This is a genomic window from Selenomonas ruminantium AC2024, assembly GCF_000687995.1.
GTDB classification, from domain to species: domain Bacteria; phylum Bacillota; class Negativicutes; order Selenomonadales; family Selenomonadaceae; genus Selenomonas_A; species Selenomonas_A ruminantium_B.
The window spans coordinates 2,440,295-2,464,255 of the sequence record NZ_JIAC01000001.1 but is presented as its reverse complement, the minus strand read 5'-3'; the positions used below and the strand labels follow the sequence as shown (position 1 = coordinate 2,464,255).

The 23,961-nt window shown below is 52.0% G+C and carries 22 protein-coding genes; 18 read left to right on the top strand and 4 right to left on the bottom strand.

Annotated features, from left to right (window positions below):
• Positions 1-77: 77 nt before the first annotated feature.
• Positions 78-614: an LptA/OstA family protein gene (locus tag P157_RS0111765; protein ID WP_026761165.1), complete on the bottom strand. Its 537-nt coding sequence runs from the start codon at positions 612-614 to the stop codon at positions 78-80.
• A 122-nt stretch (positions 615-736) separates the two neighbouring features.
• Here P157_RS0111765 and P157_RS0111760 point away from each other — a divergent pair, with 122 nt between their 5' ends.
• The 9 genes from P157_RS0111760 to P157_RS0111715 all read left to right on the top strand — a co-directional run bounded on the left by P157_RS0111760 (position 737) and on the right by P157_RS0111715 (position 12,396).
• The gene (locus tag P157_RS0111760) at positions 737-1,753 is read left to right on the top strand and encodes a deoxyguanosinetriphosphate triphosphohydrolase (RefSeq protein ID WP_026761164.1); all 1,017 of its coding nucleotides are present in this window, start codon (positions 737-739) and stop codon (positions 1,751-1,753) included.
• A gap of 153 nt (positions 1,754-1,906) precedes the next feature.
• On the top strand, positions 1,907-3,709 hold the full coding sequence (gene dnaG / locus P157_RS0111750; RefSeq protein WP_026761163.1) for a DNA primase: 1,803 nt from the start codon (positions 1,907-1,909) through the stop codon (positions 3,707-3,709).
• A gap of 41 nt (positions 3,710-3,750) precedes the next feature.
• A complete protein-coding gene (gene rpoD, locus P157_RS0111745; RefSeq protein WP_026761162.1) occupies positions 3,751-4,893 on the top strand; it encodes an RNA polymerase sigma factor RpoD in 1,143 nt (380 codons plus the stop codon).
• 69 nt (positions 4,894-4,962) lie between these two features.
• Positions 4,963-5,652, top strand: coding sequence for a tRNA (adenine(22)-N(1))-methyltransferase (locus P157_RS0111740; protein ID WP_026761161.1), 690 nt, complete (start codon positions 4,963-4,965; stop codon positions 5,650-5,652).
• Complete coding sequence (locus P157_RS0111735; protein WP_026761160.1) at positions 5,646-6,449, top strand: Nif3-like dinuclear metal center hexameric protein; 804 nt, start codon at positions 5,646-5,648, stop codon at positions 6,447-6,449. The genes P157_RS0111740 and P157_RS0111735 overlap by 7 nt, the downstream gene beginning before the upstream one ends.
• 25 nt (positions 6,450-6,474) lie before the next feature.
• Positions 6,475-7,404, top strand: coding sequence for a YitT family protein (locus P157_RS0111730; protein WP_026761159.1), 930 nt, complete (start codon positions 6,475-6,477; stop codon positions 7,402-7,404).
• 72 nt (positions 7,405-7,476) lie between these two features.
• Positions 7,477-9,951: a leucine--tRNA ligase gene (gene leuS, locus P157_RS0111725; protein ID WP_026761158.1), complete on the top strand. Its 2,475-nt coding sequence runs from the start codon at positions 7,477-7,479 to the stop codon at positions 9,949-9,951.
• A 133-nt stretch (positions 9,952-10,084) separates the two neighbouring features.
• Entirely contained in the window at positions 10,085-11,542 is a 1,458-nt protein-coding gene (locus tag P157_RS0111720; RefSeq protein ID WP_026761157.1) for a nicotinate phosphoribosyltransferase, read from the top strand.
• Positions 11,542-12,396, top strand: a complete 855-nt coding sequence (locus P157_RS0111715; RefSeq protein WP_026761156.1) for a shikimate dehydrogenase — start codon at positions 11,542-11,544, stop codon at positions 12,394-12,396. The genes P157_RS0111720 and P157_RS0111715 overlap by 1 nt, the downstream gene beginning before the upstream one ends.
• A 162-nt stretch (positions 12,397-12,558) precedes the next feature.
• On the opposite strand, the gene P157_RS0111710 is transcribed toward P157_RS0111715, so the two are convergent.
• The gene (locus P157_RS0111710; RefSeq protein ID WP_026761155.1) at positions 12,559-13,650 is read right to left on the bottom strand and encodes a haloacid dehalogenase-like hydrolase; all 1,092 of its coding nucleotides are present in this window, start codon (positions 13,648-13,650) and stop codon (positions 12,559-12,561) included.
• Positions 13,651-13,819: 169 nt separating this feature from the next.
• Between P157_RS0111710 and P157_RS0111705 the strand changes: the two genes are divergently transcribed.
• From P157_RS0111705 to P157_RS0111665, 9 genes are all read left to right on the top strand, one after another.
• Positions 13,820-14,824, top strand: coding sequence for an extracellular solute-binding protein (locus P157_RS0111705; RefSeq protein WP_037368355.1), 1,005 nt, complete (start codon positions 13,820-13,822; stop codon positions 14,822-14,824).
• A 3-nt stretch (positions 14,825-14,827) separates the two neighbouring features.
• The gene (locus P157_RS0111700) at positions 14,828-16,360 is read left to right on the top strand and encodes a sensor histidine kinase (protein WP_026761153.1); all 1,533 of its coding nucleotides are present in this window, start codon (positions 14,828-14,830) and stop codon (positions 16,358-16,360) included.
• A gap of 5 nt (positions 16,361-16,365) precedes the next feature.
• A complete protein-coding gene (locus P157_RS0111695; protein WP_026761152.1) occupies positions 16,366-17,121 on the top strand; it encodes a response regulator transcription factor in 756 nt (251 codons plus the stop codon).
• Positions 17,122-17,303: 182 nt separating this feature from the next.
• The gene (gene infC / locus P157_RS0111690) at positions 17,304-17,855 is read left to right on the top strand and encodes a translation initiation factor IF-3 (RefSeq protein WP_037355992.1); all 552 of its coding nucleotides are present in this window, start codon (positions 17,304-17,306) and stop codon (positions 17,853-17,855) included.
• A gap of 31 nt (positions 17,856-17,886) precedes the next feature.
• A complete protein-coding gene (gene rpmI, locus P157_RS0111685; protein WP_026761150.1) occupies positions 17,887-18,084 on the top strand; it encodes a 50S ribosomal protein L35 in 198 nt (65 codons plus the stop codon).
• 50 nt (positions 18,085-18,134) lie between these two features.
• Positions 18,135-18,488, top strand: a complete 354-nt coding sequence (gene rplT / locus P157_RS0111680) for a 50S ribosomal protein L20 (protein WP_014424100.1) — start codon at positions 18,135-18,137, stop codon at positions 18,486-18,488.
• 145 nt (positions 18,489-18,633) lie between these two features.
• On the top strand, positions 18,634-19,512 hold the full coding sequence (gene galU / locus P157_RS0111675; protein ID WP_026761149.1) for a UTP--glucose-1-phosphate uridylyltransferase GalU: 879 nt from the start codon (positions 18,634-18,636) through the stop codon (positions 19,510-19,512).
• A gap of 1 nt (position 19,513) precedes the next feature.
• Positions 19,514-20,749 (top strand): DUF445 domain-containing protein, encoded by a 1,236-nt coding sequence (locus P157_RS0111670; protein WP_026761148.1) that lies wholly within the window; start codon positions 19,514-19,516, stop codon positions 20,747-20,749.
• Positions 20,746-22,044 (top strand): DUF445 domain-containing protein, encoded by a 1,299-nt coding sequence (locus P157_RS0111665; RefSeq protein WP_026761147.1) that lies wholly within the window; start codon positions 20,746-20,748, stop codon positions 22,042-22,044. Before P157_RS0111670 ends, P157_RS0111665 begins: the two co-directional genes overlap by 4 nt.
• A 53-nt stretch (positions 22,045-22,097) precedes the next feature.
• Here the strand turns inward: P157_RS0111665 and P157_RS0111660 are convergent, their stop codons facing one another.
• Together P157_RS0111660 and P157_RS15315 are read right to left on the bottom strand one after the other, a co-directional pair.
• Complete coding sequence (locus P157_RS0111660; RefSeq protein ID WP_026761146.1) at positions 22,098-22,304, bottom strand: hypothetical protein; 207 nt, start codon at positions 22,302-22,304, stop codon at positions 22,098-22,100.
• A gap of 174 nt (positions 22,305-22,478) precedes the next feature.
• Positions 22,479-23,878 (bottom strand): IS3 family transposase gene (locus P157_RS15315; RefSeq protein ID WP_155266752.1). Its coding sequence is split into 2 segments (ribosomal slippage): positions 22,479-23,410 and positions 23,410-23,878, totalling 1,401 coding nucleotides; the frame shifts between segments, so codons are not numbered across the junction.
• Between the last annotated feature and the right edge of the window lie 83 nt (positions 23,879-23,961).

Below are 23,961 nucleotides of genomic sequence, written 5' to 3'. Positions count from 1 at the left end.
ACAAGCTTGTCTAAGCGGAAGAAATAGTTGTACCGGGCTTTTCCGTTACGATGTAAACGAACCTAAAATGGTGCGTACTATCTTACGACGTCGTTTTTATTGAGGTCAAATTCCAAATGGCTGGAGGTATTGCTCTTGCCTTTCTGCACCCAGAGCACATGGCCATCAAAAATCACAATGTGGGTCTGCCAGTTGTAGCGCATGTTGTCGCTGTGGATAGCCAGACCGGGACGCTCACAGCCGCAGCGGGTGCCGAAGAACCAGGCGGTGCTTTCGGTCAGTTCAGCATACAGGGCATCGCCGGTGAAGGTCAGCTCGCCTTCATGGATGGCGGTGCCGCCATCTGCCCAGACCTGCAGGGTAGTGGCGTTGATTTTGGCGTTGGCGGCGGTAATCAGCCGGTCCTGGCATTGGATGCGGACATTGCCGGTGAGTTCGTAGAGTCCATTGTCTTCGTTATACTGGCTGTGGTCTGCGCTGACCACAGGTTGATACTTGCTTTTGGCCATGTCGGCATTGAGGGTGTGCCCGCCTTCTATGTCTTTGGCATAGCAGAGGGTGAGCAGGCTGAAAAACATACCAATCAACAACAAGGGTATGCGTATACATTTCATAAAATCACTCCCTGTTTTATTTATTGCTTGCTTTTATTTTACCGCAAAATTGTCTGTTTGGCAAAAATTGCTTAAATGGGTTATACTTATAGATAAGATGTGAACATGGAGGTGGCGTGATGATGAACGTGAGAGAAAGAATTGAAGAACAGGAGTATCAAATCCTTTCGCCCTTTGCGGCCAAGAGCCGGGAAGCTAAGCGAAAATATCCCATGGAGGAGTGCGCCTTCCGCACGAAGTTCCAGCGTGACCGGGACAGGATTCTTCATTCTAAATCCTTTCGCCGCCTGAAACATAAAACCCAGGTCTATATCGTGGCCGGTGACCATTACCGCACCCGCATGACCCACAGTCTGGAGGTTTCCCAGATTTCCCGCACCATTGCGCGAGGGCTGCGGCTCAATGAAGATTTGACGGAAGCCATTGCTCTGGGCCATGATGTGGGCCATACGCCCTTCGGCCATGCCGGTGAGTCGGTGATGGATGAGCTTACGGGGCACTTCACCCACAACGAGCAGAGCCTGCGGGTGGTGGAATTCCTGGAGCGTGGCGGTCAGGGCCTCAATCTGACCTATGAGGTCAAGGACGGCATTGTGAACCACACGGGGAAAAATCTGCCCCAGACCTTGGAAGGGCGCATTGTGCGCACGGCAGACCGCATTGCCTATCTCTGTCACGACTATGATGACAGTCTGCGCGCAGGCCTCCTAAAGCCCGGCGATTTGCCGCAGGAGGTTTATGACAAGCTCGGTCACGATACCTCCCAGATGATTACGAGCATGGTCGCGGATATGATTGTCACTTCTCAGGATGCGGATGATATTTTGCAGTCGGCGGTGATAAAGCAGGCAATGGATGTATTCCGCGAATTTATGTTCACGCATATCTATCACTCGGATAAACTTTTCCGCGAGCGTGAGCAGGCTTCCTTTGTGCTGCGAGAGCTTTACCATTACTTCCTGGAGAACTTTGACCAGCTGCCGCAGGAATTCATTAACAGGGAGCCCTGCTGGGGCCGGCAGAAGATTGTCACGGACTATGTGGCGGGGCTTACCGACAGTTATGCAGTGGCCCTGTTTGAAGAAATTTTCATGCCTCCCATGGGCCGTGCCTTAGAAAAAAATAAAAAAGGATATTGACAAACAGAGTAGAATACTATAATGTAAAAGAACTGTATGCAAAAAATGTTATAGTTTATGTAGAAATTTTTGTAAAAAAGAAGGATATCGCAAAAAAGTAGCGAATTGTATACAAGTGTCTTTTATATTAACAACGCAGGTAAGGGGATTTTTATGCACAGAGAGGATATGGATGAATTTGTGGAGCAGGTTACTGCCCAGTCCGACCTCCTGCAAGTTGTGCAAAGCTATGTTCCTTTGAAACGCAAGGGAAACAGGTATTGGGGCTGTTGCCCCTTTCATGGCGAAAAGACCCCTTCTTTTTCTGTGGTTCCCGACAAGGGCTTTTTCTATTGCTTTGGCTGCCACGCCGGAGGAAATGTCTTTAAGTTCATATCCCTGATGGAAAACATTTCCTATTTTGAAGCGATTAAGCTGCAGGCAGAGAAGCTGGGCATTCCTATGCCGCAACGGCAGAAGACGCCTCAGGAAATCGCCAGGGACAGGGAAATTGCAGACTTGCGTAAGGTTAACGAGATGGCCCGGGACTTCTTTCATAACTGCCTGACGCTGACGCGTCTGGGCGAGCCGGGGAAGGCTTATTTTGCAGGCCGGGCCATTTCGGCTGAGACAATTGAAGAATTTAAGCTCGGTTATGCCCCACAGGCTTGGGATAAGTTGTCCACCGCTTTTTTGAAGCGTGGAGTGAAGCAGGAATTTTTACTGGCTGGGGGGCTGGCAGCCGAGCGTCAAAACGGCGGGGGTATCTATGACCGGTTCCGCAACCGCGTCATGATTCCCATTGCCGACGAGCGGGGCCGGGTGGTTGGCTTCGGCGGCCGGGTACTGGATGACAGCACACCCAAGTATCTGAATACACCCGAAACCGTGCTCTTTAATAAGCGGCGCATCCTGTTCGGTTTGGACAGGGCGCACCGGGCCATCAAACAGGCAGGCTATGCCATTGTGGTGGAAGGCTATATGGATGCCATCTCCGTGTTCAGTGCGGGGGTCAAAAATGTCGTGGCATCCTTGGGCACAGCCTTTACGGCAGAGCATTGCAAGCTCTTGCTGCGCTATGCTCCGGCTATCTACTTCTGTTATGACAGTGATGATGCCGGGCAGAAGGCCACCATCCGGGCGCTGTCGATTGTGCAGGGCACCGGAGCTGCGGTGCGGGTCATTGTGGTGCCCGATGGCAAGGATCCAGACGAGTATATCCGCAAGCATGGCGCGGAAGCGTTTCAGCAGTTGGTGAAGAAGGCTTTGCCTTTGGTGGAATACCGTCTGCAGTATGTGCTGAAGAATTATGACCATGCTACGTTGGAGGGTAAGGTCAAAGCCCTGCATGCCATGCTGCCGGTGCTTACCGGGATTCGGGAACCGGCGGTGCTGGGCGAGTACATCAAGCGGCTGGCTCAGAGTCTGCTTCTTGATGAAGGCATTGTGCGGGATGAGCTGCGGCGGTTTGGTCATCAGTCTCTGCCGGAGGACAGTGGCCCCGCACAACGCGAGCCCATAAGGCAGGCTGTGCGGCGTACCGATACTGCCTTGCAGCGGGCAGGCCGGGTTGTTATCCGGCTGGCCTGGCAGGATAGCGGCATATTGCAGCATTTTGCCACGATGGTGCCTTTGGAAAGCATTGGCGACAATTCCCAGCGGGAAATTTTGCTTATCTTGCAGGAGATAGCGGCCCAAGGGCAGAAAATTAATGATGCTGAGATAAATAGCAAACTCAGTGAGGAAGCTGTGGCGGAATTATCCCGGGCCATGGTGGAGGAACTGGGCGTTCTCAGTGAAACCGAAGCGTATGATAACGCATTGCGGGTTTTGCGCAAGGCCTATTTGAACAGGTGCTATATCGAACATTCCCAGCGGGCGGAAAGCCTTGCCCGGGCCGGGGATAGTGCCTATGTGGCAGAACTCAATCAGGCGCAAAAAATAAAAAGTGAAATGGAAGAATTACAGTTTGAATGAATTTGTATCGAACATCGAGGTCGAGGAAAGGGGAATGCTGAATGGCTGAGGCGAAAAAGAGGAAAGTCGCACAGGCTGAGGCTGGAAGTAAAAACCACAGTTCGGAGATTGTGGAAAATCTTTTGTCCAAAGGAAATAAAAACGGTGGTACATTGACATATGGAGAGCTTGTGGAAGCTCTTCAGCAGGAAGACCTGACCCCTGATGAAATTGACCGCATGTATGACACCTTCAGCCAGCAGGGCATTGAAATCGTAGACGATTCCTCTACTACTGATGTAGGGGATGAAGATATTGATGTGGACGACAAGGACACGGAGGAAGTGGAGATTGACCTCTCCGTTCCCGAAGGCATCAGCATTGATGACCCCGTTCGCATGTACCTCAAGGAAATCGGCCGCGTACCTCTGCTCACGGCTGATGAAGAAGTGGCGCTAGCCAAGCGCATGCAGGATGGTGACGAAATCGCCCAGAAGCGTCTGGCGGAAGCTAACCTGCGATTGGTAGTCAGCATCGCCAAGCGTTATGTGGGCCGTGGCATGTTGTTCTTGGATTTAATTCAGGAAGGCAATCTGGGCCTTATCAAGGCCGTAGAAAAATTCGATTACACCAAGGGCTATAAGTTCAGTACCTATGCTACCTGGTGGATTCGTCAGGCCATCACCCGCGCCATTGCGGACCAGGCCCGTACCATCCGTATTCCGGTGCACATGGTGGAAACCATCAACAAGCTGATTCGCGTGTCCCGCCAGCTCCTGCAGCAGCTGGGCCGTGAACCGTCTCCGGAGGAAATCGCCAAGGAGATGGACATCAGCGTGGAACGCGTCCGCGAGATTATGAAAATCGCTCAGGAGCCGGTATCCCTGGAAACGCCAATCGGCGAAGAGGAAGATTCCCATCTGGGCGACTTCATCGAAGACCAGGATGCTCCGGCACCGGCAGATGCCGCTTCCTTCATGCTTTTGAAGGAACAGCTCGAAGAAGTCCTCGATACCTTGACACCGCGTGAGGAAAAAGTCCTGCGCCTGCGTTTCGGCCTTGATGATGGCCGGGCACGGACGCTGGAAGAAGTGGGCCAGAACTTTGGCGTTACCCGTGAGCGTATCCGCCAGATTGAGGCCAAGGCGCTGCGGAAACTTCGTCACCCCAGCCGCAGCCGCAAGCTCAAGGATTTCCTGGACTAAGACCATGAATATCAAGGGTGTAACTTGTGTTGCACCCTTTTCTTATTGCAATGAAAAGGAGGCATCCTTATGCATTTAGATGACAGATTACAGGCGTTGGCTGACTTCGTGCCGGAAGGCAGCCGGGCTGCAGATATCGGCACCGACCATGGTTATCTGGCCGTTGCCCTTTTGCAGCAGGGCAAAGCCGATTTTGTGGTAGCCGGTGACTTGAATCGCGGCCCCTATGAAGCCGCGAAGCGTACCGTCCACGAAAACGCCATCGGCGAAGAACAGATTTCCGTGCGCATAGGTGATGGCCTGAAGGTTCTGCAGCCTGGTGAAGTGGATACCGTCTGCATTGCCGGCATGGGCGGCATCCTGATGAACAACATCCTGGAGGCCAGCCCGGAAATCACAGCAGAGCTTAAAACCTTGGTGCTCCAGCCCATGAATGGTGCCCCGCAACTGCGGGAATGGCTCTATGAACATGACTGGCATATCGTGGATGAAAATCTGGTCATTGATGACGGCCGTATCTATGAAATCATCAAAGCCGAAAAAGGTTCCCGCAGGAAACCGTCGGGCCTTGATTTGCTGGTGGGACCAAAACTTTGGCAGAAGAAACCGCCGCTCTTAAGACATCATATCGAGGCCCTGCTGTTTCAGCAGCGGCGGATACTCAGCGGTATGGAAAAGAGTGAACGGGCCAAGGGCGATAAGCGCTTCGGCCAGATAAAACGCCGGGTGAGAGCATTGGAGGAACGGTTGAAATGGTAAAATGCCAGGTGGTTATGGATGCTCTGGAGCGCATTGCGCCCAAGCGGCTGGCCGAGGATTGGGATAATCCCGGTCTGCTCGTGGGGGCATTCAATCAGGATATCCGCAAGATTCTCGTCTGCCTTGATGTCAGCGATAACGTAGTGGAGCAGGCCATTGCGGCCGGGGCCAATATGATTGTGGCCCATCATCCGCTGATATTCAAAGGCCTCAAAAAAATTCGTACGGATTTGCCCTTGGGGGCGAGACTCCAGCAGCTCTTAAAGCATGATATTGCCGTGGCCGCTGCCCATACAAATCTTGATATTGCCGTGGGCGGTGTCAATGATGTACTGGCAGAAGCCATTGGCCTGAGCAAGCTGTCTACGTTCGTGATAACTTCCCAACAGGAAGATGGCACGGTGGAAAGTCTGGGCCGTATCGGCAGTCTGCCTGTGCCCATGGCAGTGGAAGATTTTGCCAAACAGGTGCGGGAGGCTCTGCCTGCCGAGCATGTGCGGCTGGTTCACGCCGGGGCTCGTCCTGTGCGCAAGGTGGCACTTTGCAGCGGCAGTGGCGCGGAATTCATCCAGAAGGCCGCCTTTATGGGGGCTGATGTCTATGTGACGGGGGATGTGAAGTATCACGAAGCACAGACGGCTGTGGAACTGGGCATGCATGTGATTGATGCGGGCCATTTTGCCACGGAATTCCCGGTGGTTGAAGTCCTGCGGAAGCGTCTGACCGAGGAACTGGCGGAGTATCAGATGGAGGTTATCGCCGACCAGTCCTCCCAGGATTTCTTTACCGTAATATAAGAAAATAAATTATAGGAATGAATGTATGTTGAGAAATGAATTTGCAAAACAGGCCAAGCGCTACCTGCAGATTACCCTGGGGGCGCTGATTGTCTGTTTGGGTTTCAATCTCTTTATCATCCCGGCCCATCTGCTGACCGGGGGCCTCAGCGGTATTGCGCTGATTATCTACTATCTGACCGATTTGCCTGTCGGTATGCAGAATATCGTCTACAACCTGCCGATTTTGTATCTGGCCTATCGGGTCTTTGGCCGCCTTTACGCCTGGGATACTGTTGTGGGCACGGTGGTGCTCTCGATTATTCTCGATGCCACGCACTTTATGGTGGATTGGAATGTCACCCAGGATGGCATGCTCAACGCCATCTTCGGCGGCGTGATGGCCGGTATCGGCTTTGGTATCATCTTCCGGGCCAATGCCAACACCGGCGGCCTGGATGTGCTGGGCGCCGTGGCCAAGAAGTTTTACTCGCTGGACATGGGAACCTGCATCTTTGTGATGAACTTCGTCATTGTCATGGCCTCGGCTTGGATGTTCAATATGGATGAAGCTCTTTACACGCTCGTGTCCATCTATGTGACGGCGGAGCTTACCAATCGTGTAGCCGCAGGCCTTAACCGTGAAAAGTCCATCTTTATCGTGTCTCCGGCAGCGGAGCAAATCTGTCAGGAAATCATGGAAAACGTCCATCGCGGCGTGACTTATCTCGAAGGCAAGGGCGGCTTTGCCCGGGAGCATAAGGAAGTGCTGTTCATTGTGGTGCGGCTGACACAGGTCAGCCGGGTTAAGGCCATTGTGGACCATTACGACCCGCAGGCCTTTATGATTGTCTCCGATACTTCCGAAGTGTCCGGCAAGGGCTTTACGCTGGCCTGCGAGACTTATCAGGATGCGCGGGCCAGATGGCTGGAGGAACAGGAAAGACAAAAGGAAATTGAGAGTGGACAACTCTAAGCATAGGTTGCGATTTTTGTAATATTGCGCTATAATACATCTAATTGTGAAACAACGTAGGAGGAGATTGCTTTGGATAAATACTCACCCCAGGAGATAGAAAAAAAATGGCAGGATAAATGGGAAAAAGATGCTGCCTTTAAGACGGAGATGGACGAAAATCGCCCGAAATATTACGCGCTGGAGATGTTCCCGTACCCCTCGGGCAATTTGCATATGGGCCATGTCCGTAACTACTCCATCGGTGATGTTATGGCCCGCTACAAGACCATGGAGGGCTTCAATGTGCTTCATCCCATGGGCTTTGACTCCTTTGGTATGCCGGCCGAAAACGCCGCCATCAAGAACAATGTAAAACCCTCGGACTGGACGTTCTCCAATATCGAAAACATGAAGCGCCAGCAGCGCTCCATGGGCCTGTCCTACGATTGGGACAGAGAAGCCATCACCTGCACGCCGGAATACTACAAGTGGACGCAGTGGCTCTTTGAACTCTTCTACAAGAAGGGCCTGGCTTACAAGAAAAAGGCCTCCGTTAACTGGTGCGACACCTGCGGTACGGTACTGGCCAATGAGCAGGTTATCGACGGCAAATGCTGGCGCTGCGACTCCGAAGTACAGAAAAAAGACCTCTCCCAGTGGTTCCTCAAAATCACGGACTATGCCGATGTGCTCCTGAAAGACCTCGACAAGCTCAAGGGCTGGCCGGAACGCGTTAAGACCATGCAGGACAACTGGATTGGCCGCAGCGAAGGCCTCGAATTCGAGATGCCTGTAGAGGGCATGGATGAAAAGCTTTCCGTCTACACGACCCGTCCCGATACGGCTTATGGTATCACCTTCGTGGCTCTGGCTGCCGAAAATCCGCTCGTGGAAAAAATCTGCGAGAACAACCCGAAAGCCGCCGAAATCAAGGCGTTCTGCGACAAGGTTCGCAACCAGTCCGAAATGGAGCGTACCTCCAGCGAATCGGAAAAAGAAGGTATCTTCACGGGCGTTTACGCCATCAATCCGTTCAACGGCAACAAGGCACAGCTTTGGGTGACCAACTATGTACTGGCTGACTATGGTACGGGTGCCGTTATGGGTGTGCCCTCCGGCGACCAGCGCGACTGGATGTTTGCCAAGAAGTATGACCTGCCGATTATCCTGACTTTGCAGCCGAAGGACAAGGAACTCAAACTCGAGGAAATGGACGCTGCCTACACGGATAAGGACGGCGTACTGGTCAACTCCGGTAAGTTCACGGGCATGGAAATCCACAAGGCTATGAGCGGCATCATTGATGAAGCCGAAGCACAGGGCTTTGGTAAGCGCAAGGTCAACTACCGTCTGCGCGATTGGCTGATTTCCCGTCAGCGTTATTGGGGCGCACCGATTCCGGTTATCCACTGCCCGCACTGCGGCGAAGTGCTCGTGCCGGAAGAAGATTTGCCGGTTAGACTGCCGGAAGATGTTTCTTTCGACAGCGGCGCTCTGTCTCCGCTCGCTACGAGCGAAGCGTTCGTCAACTGCAAGTGCCCGAAGTGCGGTGCCGATGCCAAGCGCGAAACGGATACCATGGACACCTTTATCTGCTCCTCCTGGTATTACCTGCGCTACACCGACCCGAAAAACGATAAGGCACCTTTTGCCAAAGATAAAGTCAACTACTGGGCACCCGTTGACCAGTATATCGGCGGTATTGAGCATGCCATCCTGCATCTCCTGTACTCCCGTTTCTTCACCAAGGTGCTCCATGATGCCGGCCTCGTAGACTTTGACGAACCGTTCGCCAACCTGCTCACGCAGGGCATGGTCTTAAAAGACGGCTCCAAGATGAGCAAGTCCAAGGGCAATGTGGTTTCGCCGGAAGAAATCATCGGCAAATACGGTGCGGATACGGCAAGACTCTTCATCCTGTTCGCCGCTCCGGTTGACCGTGACCTTGAGTGGAGCGACCAGGGCGTAGAAGGCGCGTTCCGCTTCCTGGGCCGTGTATGGCGTATCCTCGACCACTTCGAAGATATGGTCAAGGCTGGCAAGGACAGCTATGATGTGTCCGCGCTGACCAAGGAAGAAAAAGAACTGCGCCGCGTTCTCCATGTAACCATCAAGAAGGTTACCGAAGACATTCGCGACCGCTTCATGTTCAATACGGCGATTTCCTCCATTATGGAACTTGTGAACGCCGCTTATGCCTTCCAGGACAAGGAACTCAATGCCGGTCTGGCAAGAGAATTTGCCGCAGCACTTATCAAGATGCTCGCTCCTTTTGCGCCGCATATCACCGAGGAACTCTGGCATAATCTCTTCGGCGAAGGCAGTGTTCATCAGCAGCAGTGGCCGAAATACGAAGAAGAAGCCACGAAACTTGCGGAAATCGAAATCGTTCTGCAGATTAACGGCAAGGTAAGAGACCGCATCACCCTGCCGGCTGACATCGACAAGACGGCCATGGAAGCAGCCGTCAAGGAACTGCCTAGGGCAAAAGAACTCACCGAAGGCAAGACCATCGTCAAGGTTATCTGCGTACCCAAGAAACTGGTAAATATCGTTGTGAAATAAGCGTTAGAAAAGCACATGTTCCTTTGCGCGAGGAACATGTGCTTTTTGCTTTTGCTTACCTGGTCTTAAAATGGTATAATACAAAGGTATGATTTAATCGATAACGGCTTTGCCGCATACTGGAGGTGTCCTTTTGACACAGTTTGATAAACGCAATATAACCATGATGATGGATTTCTATGAAATGACCATGGCCAATGGTTATTTTCAGGACCACGATAAAGATGTACAGGTGGCCTTTGATGTATTCTACCGGGCCAATCCGGACAAGGGGGGCTTTGCCATCTTTGCCGGGCTGGAGCAGGTCATTGAGTATGTGGAGAACATGGAGTTCTCCAAGGAGGATGTAGAGTATTTCCGTCAGCAGAAAATGTTTTCGGAAGAGTTCTTGAACTATCTGGAAAACTTCCACTTCAGCGGGGATATCTATGCTATGCCCGAAGGCACGATTATGTATCCAAACGAGCCCTGCATTACGGTCGTAGCGCCGCTGATTGATGCCCAGCTGGTGGAAACGGCTATTCTGGCACAGGTTAACCATCAGTCGCTGATTGCGACCAAAGCGCGCCGCATTGTCAAAGCAGCGCAGGGCCGGGCGGTGTCAGACTTCGGTGCCCGCCGTGCCCATAACATGGATGCGGCAACGTATGGTGCCCGTGCGGCCTATATCGGCGGCGTAGTGGGAACGGCTACGGTATCTGCCGGTCAGATGTTTAACATTCCCATCTCCGGCACGATGGCGCATAGCTGGGTGATGTTCTACGGGGATGAGTTCACGGCCTTCAAGACCTATGCAGAAACCTATCCGGATGCCACGGTGCTCTTGGTCGATACTTACGATGTCATTCACTCCGGCATTCCCAATGCCATCCGCGTGGCGCATGAGATTTTAGAGCCCATGGGCAAACGCCTCAAGGGCATCCGCATTGATTCCGGTGACCTGGCGTATCTCTCCAAGAAAGTCCGCAAGATGCTCGATGCGGCAGGCCTTGAGGACTGCATGATTGTCGTGTCCAACAGCCTCGATGAATTCACCGTGGCTTCTCTGCTGAATCAGGGTGCCTGCATTGACAGTTTCGGCATCGGCGAGCGCCTGATTACGGCCAAGTCCGAGCCGGTGTTTGGTGCAGTCTATAAACTCGCGGCAGTCGGGGAAAACGGTGAGTTTGCGCCGCGCATCAAGGTTTCGGAAAACGTGGAGAAGATTACGAATCCGGGACTGAAGGATTTGTACCGTGTCTATGATGCCGATGGCAAGGCTGTGGCGGATATGATGGCCATCTGCGGTGAGCCGATTGACATGAGCGAGCCTTTCCGCTATGTGGACCCGCAGAAACCTTGGAAGAATCGCACCTTTGAAAACTGCACGCTCAAAAACCTGCGCAAGCTCTATGTGCGTCAGGGCAAGCGTGTAGAAGAACTGCCAAATCTCGATGAAATTCGTGACTATGTAAAAGCACAGCTCGATGGCGAGATTTGGGAAGAGGAGCAGCGCTTTGAAAATCCGCACCGTCATTATCTCGATATGACACCGGATTATTATGAGCTCAAGATGGAACTTCTGTCCAAAACCCGTGAGGAGCATGCCTGATGATTACCGGAACCACCCAGAACCTAGGCGTTATCGGCTGGCCTATTGCCCATTCCCTGTCGCCCGTACTGCAGAATGCAGCGATTGACAAGTCAAATCTTGACTATAATTATACAGCTCTGCCTGTGCAGCCAGAGGATTTGCCGGCGGCGGTGGCCGGACTTAAAGCCTTGCATTATCGGGGCTGGAATGTGACCATTCCCCATAAGTCCGCCATTATGCCCTTGCTGGACGAGATTGACGAGGCGGCGAAGATTATCGGGGCTGTCAATACCGTGGTCAACGATAAGGGAAAATTGACGGGGTATAATACGGACTGTCTGGGCTTTATGGGGGCACTCGTTTCCCGTAAAATTGACATGTCAAATAAGCTGGCCGTGCTCTTAGGGGCAGGCGGCGCGGCCCGTGCCGTTATCTGGGGGCTTATCAAGGCCGGTGCCGGCGAAGTGGTGCTCGGTGTGCGCAATCCTGCCAAGGCCCAGCCCTTGGCAGACGAGTTTTCCGCTTATGGCAAGGTGACGGTCTGCCATTGGGAAGATGCTGCTTTTGCTGAAAAGCTGCAAGCCGCAGACCTTCTGGTCAACACTACGCCTTTGGGTATGACGCCCAAGGTGGAGGAATGCCCGCCGGTTGACTGGTCAAAAGTCAAAGCCGATGCTTTTGTCTATGACATCATCTATACGCCGGCAGAGACACGCTTCCTGCGGGAAGCCCGTGAGCATGGCCATAAGACGGTGAATGGCGAGGAAATGCTGGCCGGGCAGGGAGCTGCGGCGCTGAAAATGTGGACTGGCATTGAGCCGGACCTGAGCTGCATGCAGGAAGCCCTGCACCAGGCGTTGACGGATAAATGATTTTATAATAAAAGAGGATGTGAACGAAGTGATTTCGCCACATCCTCTTTTCATTGGGGAAGTTTTTACTACAAAATCTTTGCGAGTCAAGCCTGCAAGGCGTAGAATCGCTTAGATTTCGTGTAAGGGCTGATGAAAAATCGAATGATTTTTCATCTTGCTTTATTTCGAACGTTTTACGTTGTCGCCATAGATGGTTTTGAAGTCGTCCTTCATGGAGATGGAAGTCCAGCCGTGTTTTTGAGCGGAGGCTTTCATCTTGTCTGCTTTGGCCTTGTTGCCCAGCTCGCGTTCCGTATCGTCGCAGAGCAGGGTGAAGGCAGCAGCCTTGTACTTGTTGTCCGTGATGGTGTAGTCGAACATGCTGGCATCACCGGAGCTGTTGCCGAAGGCCAGGACTGGTTTCTTGCCGATTTCGCGGTGAATGAGGACAACCTTGTTGCTCTTGACATTGATGCCGACGAGCTTGTCGCCTCGTACCAGTTTGTCGCCAGGCGTGTACTGATAGAAGTCAGCCCGAACATTTTCCGGCTGTTTTTCCATGCGGTAGCTGTGGTCAGAGCCAATCACATGGTTGGGCTGGATGGGCATGATGTCCTTGACCAAGGTGCGGACGGTATCACGCTCGCAGCCGGACACGACATAGACGGTGAAGTTATGCTTGTCCAGATAGGAAACCACTTCGGCCATGGGCAGATAGAAGGCTTCACCGGTCTTGAGGTTGGTGAGGCCCTGCACATTACTGTTCTTCATGTATTTGTCCACGTAAGCCTGATAAGCTTCCGGCGTCATGCCGGCAAAGATTTTCGGGAAAATCTTGTTGTTTTTCAGCTCATCCATTTCGTCGGTGACTTTGTGATTGGCAATGGCGGTGGCAAATTCCTGCGCCAGTTTCTTTTCTTCGGCAGAGGGTTTATAAGTCGGGTCGTTCTGCATGCGGTGGAGGCAGAGCATCCAGTCGAAGTAGAAGGGCGCCGTTTCGCACATCAGAGTGCCGTCACAGTCGAAGACGGCAATGCGGTCTTCAACCGGAATGTAGTTGGGGCTCTTCTTGTTGGTAACGTCCTGCACATATTCAATGAGCTGCTTCTTAGCCGGTGCGTTGTCACTCCAATATTTGAAGTCCTTGGCCTTTTCCACATGGATGGCGGCGATTTCGCTGCGGGTGGCAGCGTCTGCATGATAAGCAAATCCCCAGCTCATGGAAGCGGCCAGCGCGCAGGCCAGAATTTTTTTCTTGCTCAGTTTCATCATTTTTCATCAATCCCCTTTGGCTTTTTGAATGATTACGTATTGATTATAACGAGTTGTTCTTGCTTTTACAATCGTGAAAAACGGATAATTATCCTAGATTTTGAACAGTTGGGCTGGATTGGTATCATCCGGGAGGAGTTTATGGTACTATAGGGAAGGAGGCTGGGATATGCGAAAAATAATTTGTTATATAATGATATTATGCTGCGCCCTGTGGGCGGACGGCTGCGGGCAAGCGGCGGATGAAGCAGGAGAGGAACTGGTGGTGTATTCACCGCATCCGCAAAGTTTTATCCAGCCATTGGTGGATGAATTCGAGGGGCAGACAGGGATTTCCGTGCGGATAGTGACTGGAGGAACCGGAGAACTGTTGGAGCGGATTGCACAGGAACAACCCGGTCAGGCCGATGTCCTCTGGGGCGGTTCCATTTCCAAAGTGTCAGAGCAGCGGGATTTATTTGCGGTCTATCACTCTCCCGAGGAGGAGATGCTTTTGCCGCAGTTCCGCAACGAAGATGGCCGGATGACTCCTTTTACGAATGTGCCCAGCGTGCTGCTGGTGAATACCAATCTGCTGGGAAATATGGAAATCCGCGGCTATAAGGATTTGCTCAACAAGTCCTTGGCCGGGCGCATCGCCTTTGCAGACCCCGCGGCATCCTCTTCTTCCTATGCCCATTTGCTGAATATGCTGGCGGTCATGGGGAAGGAGGAGCCGGAAGATGGCTGGACGTACATCCGCAAGTTCTGCCGGAATCTGAACGGCCGCCTGCTGGCGGACAGTCAGGAGGTCAGCGAAGCGGTGGCCAAGGGAAAATGTGTGGCGGGCTGCACCTTTGAGGAAGCGGCGCTTTATGAAACTGCCCAGGGACGACCGGTGAAGATTGTCTACATGCAGGAAGGTGTGGTCAGTGAGCCGGACGGTATCTACATCTTAAAGAATACCCGCCATGAGCAGGCGGCGCAGGCTTTTGTGGATTTTATGCTGAGCCGCAGGACCCAGCAGTATATTGTAAATCATCTCCGCCGCCGTAGTGTTCGGCAGGATGTGGCGGTCCCTGCGGGCGGCCCGGACCTGTTATCCATTGGTGAACAGGCGGGCTGGGAAGTGCAGGGAGAACTGCTGGCCAGATTCCGGCAGTATTACGAAGCGGTGTCAGAAGGACGGGAATAATAGATGTATAACTTTCAGGATGAACTGCGGCGGGCACTGCTGAAATATGCGCTGCTGCCGGCAATTTTGCTGTCCCTTATCAGCCTGCTCTTAATCGTCTACAGCTGGCATCATTACGTGCTGACGGGAAATTATACGGCCCGTCAGGGGGCTGCTGAGCGCATTGAGCGCCTGCTGGTGGACAGTGATGAAATCATGAAGCAGCTGGAAAACCGCATCAATGCCAGTGCACTGCCTTTAACGGGGCAGGTGCAGGACGTCGAAGCCCGGGCAGCACTCTATGGTGTGGTTTATGAAACGGTCAATCAGAGCAGCCTGCCGCTGGAATTTTATCTGACGGATGCAGAGGGCAATTTGCTTTTGGGCAGCCGCAGGCAGCTGCCCCTGCCATTGCAGGATAGGAACTGGGGCTTTATGGAGCGCTTGCGGCAAAGGCAGGAGCCAGTGGCAGAATTTGTGCGCATGGGGGAGCGCCAGCAGGATTTTGTCCGGGGCAAGGCTCTCTATAAGAACAATGAATTGCAAGGCTATCTCCTGCTGGCTATTGCCGGAGAAAATATGCTGGCGCAGGGACAAAAGCCGGGCATCAAGCTGGTGGTGACGGATGCATATTACAATCAGGCAGCTGCCCAGGGAAGTGTGCCAGTGGACGGTCAGGGAAAATTGCTGCCGCTGGTCTGTGGGCTGAATGGTGGTCTGGCGGAAGTGGAGCAGGAGGTCTACTATGTGACGCAGAGCCATTTGCCCTATGGCGTGCGGGTGCTCGCCATCACGCCGGTGCGCAGCCTGCTCGTGCGCTACTTTATGGGCGGTATGCTGCTACTCATCCTGCTGGCGGTGCTGCTGCCGGTCATCTTTTGGAGTGTGCAGCGCGAGAGCCGCCTGCGGGCTCAGACCGTGGAAAAACTCACCTCGAAAGCAGAGATGCGGGAACTCGTGTCCCAGTTCAATCCGCATTTTCTGTTTAATACGCTGGAAAACATCAAGTATATGGTTAAGCTGAACCCGGCAGCGGCGGTGAAAATGGTGATGGCCCTGTCGGCTTTGCTGCGCTACAGCATCAACAATTCCGTTCAGCAGGTGCGTCTGGCGGATGATTTGGATTACGTTCACCGCTATTTGGAAATTCAGCAGTACCGTTTTGGCAAGCGGCTGGATTTTACCGAGGAGATTGACTCGGAGGTCTGGGAGGCAGAGATACCCAAACTGCTATTCCAGCCGGTATTGGAAAATGCCATAAAGTATGGCGCCGATAAAAGCGGAATAAAGCATATCCGTTTGGTCATTTCCCGGCAGGGCGAAAATCTGCAGGTCGCTGTCTGCGATAAGGGGCCGGGCTTTTCGTCAGAGGCCTTGGCCGATTGGCAGAAAATGCTGCAGATGGAGGAAAACATTACGGAGCATACAGGGCTCTTTAACATTCACCGCCGGATACAGCTGCTCTATGGCCGGGATTATGGGGTAAGCATCCGGGAGGAGGCTGGGCAGAACTGCGTGACCATCTGCCTGCCATATCAAAGGGCAAAAGGGGAGTAGGATTCATGTTGCGCATTGTGATTGTAGAAGACGAGGATATCATCCGGCAGGGACTTATCGCCACCTTTGACTGGGAAGCGGTAGGCGCCGAAGTCGTGGGAGAGGCTGCTGACGGCGCCGAGGCTCTGCCACTTATTCGCAGCCTGCACCCGGATGTGCTGCTCACGGATATCCGCATGCCCAATATGGATGGGCTGGAACTGGCCAGAGTGCTGCAGGAGGAAAACATCCTGCCCAAGCTGGTGTACCTTACGAGTTTTGCTGATTTTGACTATGTGCGGGAGGCCCTGCGCCTGCAGGCCGCGGATTATCTTTTGAAGCCTGTGGATGATGAGGAACTGGCAAGATTGCTGCAAAAAATTGGCGGCAGCGAGGCGGCGGAAGATAATCTGCCCTTTGCCGAGGAACTGTCTGCGGCCAAGGAGAGCCGGAATCCCTATGTGCAGGCGGTCTGGCAGGCTGTGGTGGAAAACTACCGGCAGCATATCAGCTTGGAGCAGATAGCCGCAGACCAGCTTGTTTCACTAAGCTATATTTCCCGCAAGTTGAAGGAAGAAACCGGCCAGACCTTTGGCACACTTCTGGCCAAGTACCGTCTGCAGCAGGCCGTGAAGCTCCTGCGGGCGGGCACCTGGCGGGTATATGAGGTGGCGGAGCAGACGGGCTTTGGCGATTACAAGAATTTCTGTCAGGTCTTTCGCCGCTATCTGGATACCACACCTTCGGCCGTTATTCAGGAAAGTATTGGAAAAAATATTTGACAGCCGGGAAATTCTATGCTAAACTATCAAAGTCGTGAACAAGAAGAAGCCACCGCTTCTCACCTGCTGACGGTTAACATGAGTCAGACGGGTTTATAGCATTGAGTTTTTAGAGGTGGCTTTGTGCCGCCTCTTTCTTGTTTAGATAAGAGATGTAGACTTTAAGCAGGAGGTGTTTTACTATTAGCAGAGAATCCTTACGCATCAATGAGGAGATTCGCATCCGCGAAGTGCGCGTAACCAGTGCCGAAGGCGAACAGCTGGGCATCATGGCTACCCGGGACGCACTGCGCATGGCTGAGGAACAGCATCTTGACCTCGTCGAGATTGCCCCGAAGGCTAAGCCGCCGGTCTGCCGCATCATGGACTTCGGTAAGTACCGTTATGAGCAGCAGAAGCGCGAAAAGGAAGCGAAGAAGAAGCAGAAGGTCATTAACATCAAAGAAGTGAAGCTTCGCCCCAATATTGAACAACACGATTTTGACGTCAAGTTGAAGAATGCACTTCGTTTCGTAGAGGAAGGGAACAAAGTCAAAGTGACGATTATGTTCCGTGGCCGTGAGCTCTCCCATCCGGAACTGGGCAAAACTGTCCTGGGCCGTGTGGCAGAAGCACTGGGCGACCGTGTTTCCATTGAACGCAATGCCAAACTTGAAGGAAAAAATATGACGATGATTGTTGCACCGAAAGTGCAGAAAGCATCGAAGCCCAAACAGCCTGCACAGGAATCCTAAGTGCAAAGGCTAATTTAAGGAGGAAAATGTAATGCCAAAGATTAAGACTCGCAGAGCAGCAGCTAAACGCTTTACCGCAACTGGTAGTGGTGAATTCAAACGTAACAAGGCTTTCAAGAGCCACATTCTGGAGAAGAAGTCTCCGAAGCGCAAGCGCAACCTGCGCAAGGCAGCTCTCGTTACCGCTGCTGATTTCGGCCGCGTAAAGAACATGCTTCCCTACGCATAAGCTAAACCGTAATTTTATCGTTTAATTTGATTTTTTAGGAGGATGAAACCATGCCAAGAGTAAAAGTAGGCGTGACTGCACATAGACGTCATAAGAAAATCCTGAAGCTCGCTAAGGGTTACAAAGGTTCCAAGAGCAAACAGTTTAAGAAAGCTAACGAGACCGTAATGAAGGCTCTCTACTACGCTCGTCGTGACCGTCGTGCGAAGAAGGGCAACTTCCGTCGTCTCTGGATCGCTCGTATCAACGCTGCTGCACGTGTAAACGGCATTTCCTACAGCCGTCTCGTTTGCGGCCTGACCAAGGCTGGCGTTGAAGTTAACCGCAAGATGCTGGCAGATCTGGCCATCTCCGATGAGAAGGCTTTCGCTCAGCTCGTTGCTGTTGCTAAAGAAAACCTCTAATTAAAGAGTATTCGCTGCACTATGCGGCATTAGGGAGCAGTCTCGCAAGAGGCTGCTCTTTTCATATGGAATTGTGGCAGGATTTTACAAATTTGTGTATAATAATAATAAATTGACGAAATATATACAGTAAGGGGATTTAGCAATGCAGAAGATCAAAAAGGCCGTAATTCCGGCAGCAGGTTACGGGACGAGATTTTTGCCCGCTACCAAGGCAACGCCTAAGGAGATGCTGCCGATTGTAGATAAGCCGACCATCCAATACATCGTGGAGGAGGCCAAGGCCAGCGGCATTGAAGATATTCTGATTATCAGCGGTCATGGCAAGCGCGCCATCGAGGACCATTTCGACAGTGCTCCGGCATTGGAGATGGCTTTGCAGGAAAAGGGCAAGGATGATTTGCTGGCAATCGTGAGAGAAACGGCAGACATCAATATCCATTACATCCGTCAGCGCTATATGCGGGGGCTGGGGGATGCCATTCTCTGTGCCCGCTCCTTTATGGGGAGTGAGCCCTTTGCGGTGCTGCTGGGTGATGATGTGGTTTACAATCCCGCTAAGCCGGCGCTGGCGCAGCTCATTGATATTTACGAAGCTACCGGCGGTTCGGTGTTGGGGTGCCAGAATGTGCCGCAGGAGAAAGTTTCAGCTTATGGTATCGTAGCGGGCACGCAGACGGATAACAGCCGTCTGATGCGCGTAGCGGACATGGTGGAAAAACCGGCCGTGGAAGAAGCTCCCAGCCAGATGGCTGTATTGGGCCGATATATCATCAAGCCCCAGATTTTTGACATTCTGGAAAAGACCCAGCCGGGCAAGGGCGGCGAGATTCAGCTCACCGATGCCTTGAAGGTGCTGGCTCGTCAGGATGCGGTCTATGCCTATGACTTTGAAGGTCAGCGCTATGACGTGGGGGATAAGCTGGGCTTTTTGAAGGCCACGGTGGAATTTGCCCTGCGCCGGGAGGATTTGGGGGCAAGCTTCCAGTCCTATCTGAAGGAACTTATAGGGAAAATGAATTGACATGCAGAAAAAAAATAAAGCCAATCTGGCATTAGGGCTCAGTGCGGCAGGTTTTCTGGGCACCTTTGCCCTGCCGGAAAGTTTTGTGGCCGGCATGGTGCATCATGGCTTTTTGGCGGCAACGATTGGCGGTCTGGCAGATTGGTTTGCCGTGACCGCCATTTTTCGTAAGCCCTTGGGCATCGCCTATCGTACGGACATCCTGCGGCGCAACCGCAGCCGTATCATGGAAGCCCTGGTCGTCTATGCCAGTGAGGACCTGCTGAGCACGGAAAATATTATGAGTGTGCTGGAAAAACAGAATACTGCCCAGCTGCTGGCAGAATATTTTATCCATCGTGGAGGCCGGGAGCGGGTTCATCAGGTGGTAAAAGGTGTGCTGTTGAAGGCCGTTAACGATTTGGATTCTTGCCGCATAGCCGAGGAATTGGCGCCTGCGATTCATCAGGGGCTGAGTTCCTTTGCCTTTGAGGATATTTTGCCGGAAATCCTGCACCTCCTGACGAAAAAGGAACATACGGAGCAGCTGGTAAATAGTCTGGCCGCCATCAGTGGTCAGGTCATTGACTCGCCTGCCCTGCGGCAGGCCCTGCTGGCTCATATCCGCGTGCTGCGGGAAAGCTATGAGAAGGATTCGGCAGGCCGGGCCTTTGTATTGGCCTCCATGGGGGTGACGGATGAAAAGATTCTCACCATGCTCGTGACGCGGGTCAAGGCAAGACTCGCCCAGCTTCAGCAGCATGGTGTGACGGCAGGCAGTGATTTGCATACCGGGCTTGTGACCATGCTCTACAGCCTCAGTCAGGATGAACGGCTGCGGGATTTACTGCGGGATAAGAAAGAAAAGCTCTTGGAGCAGGTGGATTTGACCAGCATGATAGCCCGTTGGCTCGAAGAGAATATCAAGGGGGAGGAGCCCTTTTGGCTGCCGCATGTGCAGGCTTATGTGGATGGCCTCATCGATAAGTTTATCGGCTCGGCGCAGTGGCAGGCAAAATTTGACCGCTCCGTCAAGGATTTCCTGCGGGATGAATTGACTAAGCATCATGGACTGATTCCGGGCATTATCCGCGAGCGGCTGGACGAATTCTCAGATGATGAACTGGTGACTTTTGTGGAGGACAAGGTACAGGATGATCTGCAGATGATTCGTATCAATGGCTCGGTAGTGGGGGCGTTGGTGGGGATGGGCCTCTATGTGCTCATTACCCTGACAGAAAGGATGTGGGGGCTGTGAAGCGTGGCTTAAACAAGGCGGACAAAACCCTGCTGATTGTCTTTGGCCTGTTCCTGCTGGCTTTGTATCTTCATCTGCGCTATCCTTACAGTCTGGTTAGTGACGCGCTGCTCTTTGCCAGCGAGGCGGCTTTGGTCGGGGGCATTGCCGACTGGTTCGCCGTGACGGCTTTGTTCCGCAAGCCGTTGGGCTTTCCCTATCACACGGCGATTCTGCCCCGGCGGCGGGATGCCTTTATCAAAGCATCTGTTACGCTGGTGCAGAAGGAGTTTTTCTCCAAGCGCAAGATTTTCCGCCATTTGGAGCGGCTGCATATCATGCCCATGCTGTTGGGCTGGCTAAGGGAACCGGCTAACGAAGCTCGGCTGGTAGGCCAGCTCGTGGATTATGTACGGGATTTTCTGATGCAGCAGTCTAAGGCGCAGGCTGGCGTTATCGCTTCGAAGATGCGGGAAGCTCTGGCAAAAGTCGAGCCGGAGGATTTCTTTGCCCTCTGGGGAAAATGGCTGCAGAAGACCGGCAAGGATAAGGAGTTTGTCCAGCGGATAGCCGCCTATTGGCGTGCACAGGCCTCTACGGCTGCTGCCCGCCAGCAAATCAAGGCCCTGCTCGAAGCCTACGAGGAGGAAAAGACCGGCGAGAATGTCTTTGCGCAGCTGCTGGCTGGCTTTGCTCAGGCTGTGGATTTGATTAACTACGAGGAGGCTGCCGAATTGATTCAACGGCAGCTGCTGGCCATGCTGGACGAGCTGGGCACACAGGATTCGCCCTTGCAGCAGGAAATGCTGGCCCTCTTCTACGAAAAGGCGGCAGAACTCAATCGGGAGCCGCAGTTCCATCAGCTGACGCATGAATTAAAGGACAGCCTGCTCAAGGATTTGCCTTTGGAAACGGCAGTGGTGGAGATGTTTGACCATCTGCGCCTGCACTTTCTGGAGGATAAGGCGCGGGATGTGGACCCGCTGGCAGAGCATCTGCCGGCCCTGCGTTCCCGGCTGGAGGAACTTATTCGTGAAGAATACAGGCGCATGCTGTATCTGGTGGAAAATGATGAGCTGCTCCACGAGACTGTGGATAGCTTCCTCTTCGACCTGCTGGGGCGTTCTGCCCTGCATGCCCAGACTTTGGTGGGGGTTATCGTCACCGATGTACTCTCCCGGCTTACCGATGAGCAGCTCAATCATCTGGTCTATGACAAGGTTGAACCGGATTTGCTCTGGATACGCATGAACGGTTCCATTGTGGGGGCGGGCATTGGTCTGCTGCTCTTTGCCTGTCTGCAGATAACGATGTGAATAAAAAGAAAAATTCCCGGCAACCATCTGTTGCCGGGAATTTGACACTTTGCTTATTTCTTCAGTGCTTCCTTGAGAATTTCCGTCAGAGCTTTCTGGGAAATGCGCATCATGTCGCCGAGGAGAGCGTTGTAAAGGTCGCCGCCATCGCAAACACCGCGTCCGTTTTCCGTGACGAAGAACTTCTTGGGATGTTCCTCTGCCTGATAAGCCTCGTTGAGTTTATCCTGAACGAGTTTCTCGATTTCCTGATCTGTCATCGAATACACCTCTTTCCATAATTATCACATAACATATAATACTACATGTGCGGCGATTTTTCCTCTTTTTTTCGCAAAGAAAATAAAATATATTTATCATCAGCATTATTTTGTAGTGACCCCATAAAGTTAGACCTTACCGGTAGTAGCAATTATTTGCTGCTACCGGTTTTTTTACGCTGCGGCATGACGTAATCGGTAATCTACTGGGCTGAGCCACCCCAGCTTAGCTTTGATTCTGTGCTTATTGTAATATGTGATGTAATGCCGTATAGCTCGTTCAAGTTCTTCGAAGCTGTGATAGGTATGCCCATAATAGATTTCCTGTTTTAGCAGGCCAAAGAAATTTTCCATCACGCTATTATCCAGACAAGTACCTTTGCGAGACATACTTTGAAAAATTCGTTCTTCCTTTAATCGACCTACATAGCTACCCATTTGGTAAGCCCATCCCTGGTCGGAATGGAACGTTCGACGATAAGGGCAGTCGCTGGTAATGGCAATTGCCTTATCCAAAGCAGACATAATGCCTTGTGATGATGGCCGTTTGGTGATACTAAAGCTAATGATTTCACGATTATAAAGGTCAAGGAACGGGTCTAGATATGCCTTGCGTGTAAGAATATTCCCTTTGGTGTCCATTTCATAATACTTAAATTCAGTGGTATCTGTGGTGATTTTTTGATGTGGGATACAGGTATCGAAGCGGCGACGCAGCCGATTGGGTGCAATACGCCCAACAGTACCTTTGTAGGAACTGTACTTGCGGCTCTTGTGAGAGAAAGCTTTTACCTGTAGCCCTAATTTCTGGACAAGTCGCTGAACTTTCTTGCGATTGACTAAAAGGCCCTCTTTGCGGAGCTTACCCCAGATTCGACGATAACCAAAGTCCTTGTTGTTCTGCCGAATAGCTTTGATTTTTGATTCTAACTCAGCATCCGGATTTTGGCGGTCGAATCGCTGTTGCCAATACATGTAAGTGGCTTTAGGGAGTTTTATAACTGCAAGGATGTCTTTTAATTTGAATGATCCTCGGAGACTGTGGGCGATCCTTGCTTTCGCTTCTGCGCCTCTTGCTCCAGGCGCAATCTCCTCAGTCCTTTTAAATAAGCCACCTCAATACGAAGCTTGAGATTTTCTTCTTCCAGCTGTTTAAGCTTCTCATCTTGATTTATATTGCATTCTGGTGTAATACTGGCTTTATCTGGCATCTTTGGCCGCCTGCCTTTCCGTTGCGGTTTGAGACCTTCTATACCAACAGCACGATAGCGTCGAACCCAGTTAGCTAAAAGGCCCGCAGATTTCAAATTTAGTCGAAGTGCCAATTCTTGGTAAGAAATCTCTGTACTTAAATATAACTCTACAGCATTTACCTTGAATTGGAAAGAATAGGTTCCATTTTTTCTTGACCGTTGAAGTCCATCTTTCCCCACTCTACGATATTTTCCGACCCATTCTTGAATACATTTTTTTGAAGGGATGTCATATTTTTTTGTTAAGTCAGTATATCCTATATGTCCGTTCAAATACTCTTGGACTACTTCAAATTTAAATTCTGCACTATATTTTGCCATAAAAAGACCCCCATAAGTTAGATTTCTTGGTCTAACTTATGGGGGTCTCTACATTTCAGCTTAATTTCAGCGATTTTTTACGA

Coding starts and splice junctions, on each gene's coding strand:
- P157_RS0111765 (WP_026761165.1), bottom strand. CDS start 614: ATGAAATGTATACGCATACCCTTGTTGTTGATTGGTATGTTTTTCAGC.
- P157_RS0111760 (WP_026761164.1), top strand. CDS start 737: ATGAACGTGAGAGAAAGAATTGAAGAACAGGAGTATCAAATCCTTTCG.
- dnaG (WP_026761163.1), top strand. CDS start 1,907: ATGCACAGAGAGGATATGGATGAATTTGTGGAGCAGGTTACTGCCCAG.
- rpoD (WP_026761162.1), top strand. CDS start 3,751: ATGGCTGAGGCGAAAAAGAGGAAAGTCGCACAGGCTGAGGCTGGAAGT.
- P157_RS0111740 (WP_026761161.1), top strand. CDS start 4,963: ATGCATTTAGATGACAGATTACAGGCGTTGGCTGACTTCGTGCCGGAA.
- P157_RS0111735 (WP_026761160.1), top strand. CDS start 5,646: ATGGTAAAATGCCAGGTGGTTATGGATGCTCTGGAGCGCATTGCGCCC.
- P157_RS0111730 (WP_026761159.1), top strand. CDS start 6,475: ATGTTGAGAAATGAATTTGCAAAACAGGCCAAGCGCTACCTGCAGATT.
- P157_RS0111715 (WP_026761156.1), top strand. CDS start 11,542: ATGATTACCGGAACCACCCAGAACCTAGGCGTTATCGGCTGGCCTATT.
- P157_RS0111710 (WP_026761155.1), bottom strand. CDS start 13,650: ATGATGAAACTGAGCAAGAAAAAAATTCTGGCCTGCGCGCTGGCCGCT.
- P157_RS0111705 (WP_037368355.1), top strand. CDS start 13,820: ATGCGAAAAATAATTTGTTATATAATGATATTATGCTGCGCCCTGTGG.
- P157_RS0111700 (WP_026761153.1), top strand. CDS start 14,828: ATGTATAACTTTCAGGATGAACTGCGGCGGGCACTGCTGAAATATGCG.
- P157_RS0111695 (WP_026761152.1), top strand. CDS start 16,366: ATGTTGCGCATTGTGATTGTAGAAGACGAGGATATCATCCGGCAGGGA.
- rpmI (WP_026761150.1), top strand. CDS start 17,887: ATGCCAAAGATTAAGACTCGCAGAGCAGCAGCTAAACGCTTTACCGCA.
- rplT (WP_014424100.1), top strand. CDS start 18,135: ATGCCAAGAGTAAAAGTAGGCGTGACTGCACATAGACGTCATAAGAAA.
- galU (WP_026761149.1), top strand. CDS start 18,634: ATGCAGAAGATCAAAAAGGCCGTAATTCCGGCAGCAGGTTACGGGACG.
- P157_RS0111670 (WP_026761148.1), top strand. CDS start 19,514: ATGCAGAAAAAAAATAAAGCCAATCTGGCATTAGGGCTCAGTGCGGCA.
- P157_RS0111660 (WP_026761146.1), bottom strand. CDS start 22,304: ATGACAGATCAGGAAATCGAGAAACTCGTTCAGGATAAACTCAACGAG.